Source organism: Pseudomonas sp. (assembly GCF_028293835.1).
GTDB lineage: Bacteria > Pseudomonadota > Gammaproteobacteria > Pseudomonadales > Pseudomonadaceae > Aquipseudomonas.
The window spans coordinates 84,363-90,362 of sequence record NZ_JAQGNX010000180.1 but is presented as its reverse complement, the minus strand read 5'-3'; the positions used below and the strand labels follow the sequence as shown (position 1 = coordinate 90,362).

At 57.1% G+C, this 6,000-nt stretch carries 5 protein-coding genes; all 5 read right to left on the bottom strand.

Annotated features, from left to right (window positions below; all coding sequences use genetic code 11):
- A partial coding sequence (locus JWR17_RS25340) for a hypothetical protein (protein ID WP_299835979.1) occupies nucleotides 1–76 on the bottom strand: 76 nt, incomplete at its 3' end.
- Nucleotides 77–94: 18 nt separating this feature from the next.
- The gene (locus tag JWR17_RS25335; RefSeq protein WP_299835963.1) at nucleotides 95–1,705 is read right to left on the bottom strand and encodes an ABC transporter ATP-binding protein; all 1,611 of its coding nucleotides are present in this window, start codon (nucleotides 1,703–1,705) and stop codon (nucleotides 95–97) included.
- Nucleotide 1,706: 1 nt separating this feature from the next.
- A complete protein-coding gene (locus JWR17_RS25330; protein WP_299835961.1) occupies nucleotides 1,707–2,726 on the bottom strand; it encodes an ABC transporter permease in 1,020 nt (339 codons plus the stop codon).
- Nucleotide 2,727: 1 nt separating this feature from the next.
- Nucleotides 2,728–3,801, bottom strand: a complete 1,074-nt coding sequence (locus JWR17_RS25325; protein ID WP_299835959.1) for a microcin C ABC transporter permease YejB — start codon at nucleotides 3,799–3,801, stop codon at nucleotides 2,728–2,730.
- Nucleotides 3,802–5,667, bottom strand: coding sequence for an extracellular solute-binding protein (locus JWR17_RS25320; protein WP_299835977.1), 1,866 nt, complete (start codon nucleotides 5,665–5,667; stop codon nucleotides 3,802–3,804).
- Between the last annotated feature and the right edge of the window lie 333 nt (nucleotides 5,668–6,000).

Below are 6,000 nucleotides of genomic sequence, written 5' to 3'. Positions count from 1 at the left end.
CAGCGATGCCGGATGCGATGGACAGTTTGCTAGCGACACCGACGATCAGGACGCGCTTACCGGCGAGAAAACCCATGTGTTGTTCCTCTTCAGGTTAATCGACAGCTACCGGCGCCAAAAAGGCGGCCTCCAGCAGCTGCTGTGTATAGGGATGTTGCGGCGCGGCAAAAATACTGCGCGCCGAACCTTGCTCAACGACTTGCCCTTGCTTGATCACCATCAATTGATGGCTCAACGCTTTGACTACCGCCAGGTCATGGCTAATAAACAAATAGGTCAGGTTGTACTTTTTTTGCAGTGACCTCAGCAGCTCCACTACTTGGCGCTGAACGGTCCGGTCGAGCGCCGATGTGGGCTCGTCCAGCAAAATCAGCGCCGGTTTTAACACTAATGCCCGGGCAATGGCGATTCTCTGCCGCTGCCCACCAGAAAATTCGTGGGGGTAGCGGTTCCGGGTTTCCGGATCCAGACCTACCTCCCTGAGCGCCTCAATGATCGCGCTTTCTTGCTCGGCCGGGGTGCCCATGCGATGAATGCGCAGGCCTTCACCGACGATCTCGCCGACACACATACGTGGGCTCAGGCTGCCAAACGGGTCCTGAAACACCACCTGCATCTGTCGACGCAACGGGCGTATCTGCTGCTGCGTCAGACAGTCCAGGGTTTTGCCCTGAAACCGTATGGCGCCCTGGCTGCCGATCAACCGCAGAATCGCCAACCCCATGGTGGATTTTCCAGAGCCGCTTTCGCCGACAATGCCGAGCGTCTGTCCCTGGAGCAGGCTGAAATTGACGCCATCCACCGCTTTGACGTGATCGACGGTGTGCTTGAACAGCCCCTTCTTGATCGGAAACCAGACACGCAGGTCTTCCACTTCGAGCAAAGGCGCGCCTGCAACCGTATTCGCCGGACCACCGCTAGGCTCGGCGCCCAGCAGCTCTTGGGTGTACGGATGCTGCGGTGAACTGAACAGCTGTCTACAGGTAGCTTGTTCGACGATACAACCGCGCTGCATGACACATACCCGGTGTGCAATTTGTCGTACCAGGTTCAAATCATGGCTGATCAGCAGCAATGCCATGCCCAGTCGGGCTTGTAATTCTTTGAGTAGTTCGAGGATTTTCAACTGCACCGTGACGTCGAGGGCCGTAGTCGGTTCGTCGGCTATCAACAGCTCCGGCTCGTTGGCCAGGGCCATGGCAATCATTACCCGCTGCCGCTGACCGCCTGAGAGCTCGTGTGGCAGGGCTTTGAGTCTTTTATGTGGCTCGTTGATGCCAACCAGCTCAAGCAGCTCCAGTGTGCGCAGGGTGGCCGCCTTGCCCTGCAAACCTTTGTGCAGCCCAAGGACTTCGTTGACCTGCTTCTCGATGGATTGCAGTGGGTTCAGCGAGGTCATGGGTTCTTGAAAGATCATTGCGATCCGATTGCCACGGATCCCGCGCAAGCGTTTCTCGCTGAGCTTCAGCAGATCATGCCCGGCGTACTTAATCGTGCCGCTGGGATGGCGCGCCAGCGGATAGGGCAGCAGACGCAGAATCGAGTGCGCGGTCACCGACTTGCCCGAGCCACTTTCGCCCACCAGCGCCAGGGTCTCGCCGCGACGGATATCGAAGCTGATGCCTTCAACCACGCGATGGATGCGCCCATCGGCGATAAACTCCACGGCGAGATCGCGGACTTCGATCAAATTGTCCTTGCTCATCTCATTTCCTTGGGTCGAATGCGTCGCGGGCGGATTCGCCGATGAACACCAGCAGGCTAAGCATCAAGGCCAGTACGGCAAACGCGCTGATCCCCAGCCACGGCGCCTGCAAATTGGATTTACCCTGAGCCACCAGTTCGCCCAGGGACGGCGAGCCAGCAGGCAGGCCAAACCCTAGGAAGTCCAGGGCGGTTAGCGTGCCGATGGCGCCGGTAAGGATGAACGGCATAAACGTCATGGTCGAGACCATGGCGTTGGGCAGAATGTGACGAAACATAATCGCTACGTTTTGCATGCCCAATGCCCGGGCGGCGCGCACGTACTCAAGGTTGCGCCCACGCAGGAATTCGGCGCGCACCACGTCCACCAGGCTCATCCAGGAGAACAGCAGCATAATTCCCAGCAGCCACCAAAAGTTGGGCTGAACAAAACTGGCCAAAATTATCAGCAGGTACAACACCGGCAGCCCTGACCAGACTTCCAGAAAGCGCTGCCCGACCAAGTCCACCCAGCCACCGTAAAACCCCTGCAACGCCCCGGCAATCACCCCGACGATCGAGCTGAGTATCGTCAGCGTCAACGCGAACAGCACCGAAACCCGGAACCCGTAGATTACCCGCGCCAGTACGTCGCGGCCTTGGTCGTCAGTGCCAAAGTAGTTTTCCGACGATGGCGGACCGGGGGCGGGCACCTTCAGGTCATAGTTGATGCTTTGGTAGCTAAAGGGGATCGGCGCCCACAAGGTCCAGGCGTCTTTTGCCTTCATCAATTCCTTGATGTACGGGCTTTTATAGTTGGCTTCCAAGGGGAATTCGCCGCCGAAGGTGGTTTCCGGATAGCGTTTGAACACCGGGAAATACCATTCGCCGTCGTAGCGTACGGCCAGCGGTTTGTCATTGGCGATCAACTCGGCGCCGAGGCTCAGGCCGAACAGAATCAAAAACAGCCACAGCGACCACCAGCCGCGCTTGTTGGATTTGAAGCGGGCGAAGCGTCGGCGATTAAGCGGTGAGAGCGTCATATCAATGCTCCCGGTTTTCGAAGTCAATGCGTGGATCGACCAGCGTATAGGTGATGTCACCGATCAACTTCACTACTAATCCGAGCAAGGTGAAAATAAACAGCGTGCCGAACACCACCGGGTAGTCGCGGTTGATGGCTGCTTCGAAACTCATCAGGCCCAGGCCGTCGAGGGAGAAGATCACCTCCACCAGCAGCGAGCCGGTGAAGAAGATTCCGATGAAAGCAGACGGAAAACCGGCGATCACCAGCAGCATGGCGTTGCGGAACACGTGGCCATACAAGACTTTGTGTTGGCTCAGGCCCTTGGCCTTGGCGGTGATCACGTATTGCTTGCCGATCTCGTCAAGGAAGCTGTTTTTGGTCAGTAGGGTCATGGTCGCAAAGTTGCCAATCACCAGTGCGGTCACCGGCAGCACCAAGTGCCAGAAATAGTCGAGAATTTTTCCGCCCCAGCTCAACTCGTCGAAGTTGTTCGAGGTCAGGCCGCGCAAGGGAAACCAGTCGAAGTAACTGCCGCCAGCGAATACCACGATCAACAGGATCGCAAACAGGAAAGCTGGAATCGCGTAGCCGATGATAATCGCCGTGCTGGTCCACACGTCAAATGCGCTGCCGTGCCGCGTGGCCTTGGCGATCCCCAGGGGAATCGACACCAGGTACATGATCAGCGTGCTCCACAATCCCAGGGAAATTGAGACCGGCATCTTCTCTTTGATCAGGTCGATGACTTTGGCGTCGCGGAAAAAACTGTCGCCGAAATCCAGCGTGGCGTAGTTTTTGATCATGATCCATAGGCGTTCGGGGGCGGATTTATCGAAGCCGTACAGGTGCTCGATTTCTTTCACCAGCGCCGGGTCCAATCCTTGGGCGCCGCGATAGCTGGAACCGGCGATTGACACTTCAGCACCGCCACCGGCGATACGGCTGGTGGCACCGTCGAACCCTTCGATCTTGGCGATCATCTGTTCGACGGGGCCGCCTGGCGCCGCCTGGATGATCAGGAAGTTGATCAGCAAGATGCCAAACAGCGTGGGAATAATCAGCAGCAAGCGCCGAAAAATGTAGGCCAGCATTTATTGCTCCACGCTCGCCGGCTTGGCTTGCTCAGGGGTTTGGCCGGGGATAGGCACGGGGATAGCAGGCGTGGCGTCAGGTTTTACCCACCAGGTCGCAGGCGCCACATCGTACAGTGCCGTGGTTTTCGGGTGTCCAATATGATCCCAATACGCCACGCGCCAAGTGTTGATATGCCAGTTAGGGATGACGTAATAACCCCAAAGCAGCGCGCGGTCCAGCGCCCGCGCATGGGTAATCAGGCTTTGTCGCGAATCAGCGTTGATCAAGCCCGCTACCAGGGTGTCGATGGCAGGGTCCTTTAAGCCGATGAAATTACGGCTGCCAGGTTTGTCGGCGCTGGACGAGTCCCAATATTCACGCTGTTCGTTACCCGGCGAGCTGGACTGCGGGAAACCGCTGACAATCATGTCGAAATCACGGGAACGCAGGCGGTTGACGTATTGCGAAACGTCGACCCGGCGCAGAACAAAGTCGATACCCAAGTCACTGAGGTTGCGTTTAAACGGCAGCAGAACGCGTTCGAACTCGGTCTGCGCCAGCAGGAACTCGATTTGCACCGGCTTGCCCTCAGCATCGACCATTTTGTCGCCAACGATGTGCCAGCCCGCTTCTTGCAGCAACTGGAACGCCTTGCGTTGCTGCGGACGAATCATGCCGCTGCCGTCGGTGACCGGCAGCTTGAATTCGTCGGTAAAGACTTTATCCGGGATCTTGCCACGCAGGGGTTCGAGAATCGCCAACTCGTCCTTGGACGGTAGGCCGCTGGAGGCCATGTCAGAATTATCGAAGTAGCTATCGGTGCGGGTATAGGCACCGTTGAACAGTTGCTTGTTGGTCCATTCAAAGTCCAGCAGCAGGGTCAACGCTTCACGTACCCTAGGGTCCTGGAAGATCGGCCGACGCAGGTTGAAGACGAAACCTTGCATGCCGGTGGAATTGCCGTTGGGGATCTCTTCCTTGATCAGCCGACCGGTATTAACTGCCGGGGTATTGTAGGCGGTGGCCCAGTTCTTCGCGCTAATCTCCAGCCAGTAATCGAACTGCCCGGCTTTGAGCGCTTCCAGGGCGACGGTGTTGTCCCGGTAATAGTCAAAGGTCATCGTGTCGAAATTGTAAAAACCTTTGTTCACCGGCAGGTCCTTGCCCCAGTAGTCTTTAACCCGTTCGTAACGAATCGAGCGACCGGCTTTGACTTCGGCGACCTTGTACGGACCGCTGCCCAACGGGATTTCCAGGTTGCCTTTGCTGAAGTCGCGATTCTCCCAATAGTGTTTCGGCAGCACCGGAATTTGTCCCAGGATCAGCGGCAACTCGCGGTTGTTGTTGTGCTTGAATTTGAACAGCACCCGCAACGGGTCTTCCGCGATCACCTGATCGACGTCGGCGTAATAACCGCGAAACATCGGTGCGCCGCTTTTGATCAGGGTTTGAAAACTGAACACCACGTCTTCAGCACGGATCGGGTGACCATCGTGAAAATGCGCTTCCGGACGTAGGTAGAAACGTACCCAGCTGTTGTCCGGGGCTTTTTCAATTTTACCGGCGATCAAACCGTATTCCGTGAACGGCTCATCCAGCCCCTGGCGGGCTAGGGTGTCGTAGATCATGCCGATATCGTCGGCTGCTACGCCTTTGTTGATGAAGGGGTTGAGGCTGTCAAAACCACCGAAACCGGCCTGGCGGAACGTGCCGCCCTTGGGCGCGTCCGGGTTGACGTAATCGAAGTGCTTGTAGTCCGCCGGGTATTTCGGTGCCTCGTTATAAAGTGTAACGGCGTGTTCGGGGGCGGCTTGCGTAGCACAGGCCAGGCCCATTAAAACGATGCTGCTGGCCTGCATTAGCAGGGAGCGCATGACAGTCATTGAATCTTCTCCGAAGGCTTGAGCCATGGCCTGGCTGGAATGGAATACGCCATTGCTCAAGGCCAGGCTGACGAACAGCAGGAGGAAACGCATCAAGTCTGAAATCCGACTCAGGCGGCTTGGGCTTCTGAGGGCGGTACATTAACAGCTTGTATCAGATGGAAAAAGACGGGGGGCGTTGGCGCTGAGTTTGTGTGTATATCCACTATTCGTGGTTGCCGGGCTTATGGTTTCGCTCTGCAGGGCCTGCACTCGGCCCAGAGGGTTTTACGGGGCCTGCTAATGAAGGCCCGGCGGGTCTACAGATCGCCACCCGTCTGAAGATACTGTGTG

Excerpts from the sequence above, each read along its gene's own strand:
- JWR17_RS25335 (WP_299835963.1), bottom strand. The coding sequence starts at position 1,705 with ATGAGCAAGGACAATTTGATCGAAGTCCGCGATCTCGCCGTGGAGTTT.
- JWR17_RS25330 (WP_299835961.1), bottom strand. The coding sequence starts at position 2,726 with ATGACGCTCTCACCGCTTAATCGCCGACGCTTCGCCCGCTTCAAATCC.
- JWR17_RS25325 (WP_299835959.1), bottom strand. The coding sequence starts at position 3,801 with ATGCTGGCCTACATTTTTCGGCGCTTGCTGCTGATTATTCCCACGCTG.
- JWR17_RS25320 (WP_299835977.1), bottom strand. The coding sequence starts at position 5,667 with ATGACTGTCATGCGCTCCCTGCTAATGCAGGCCAGCAGCATCGTTTTA.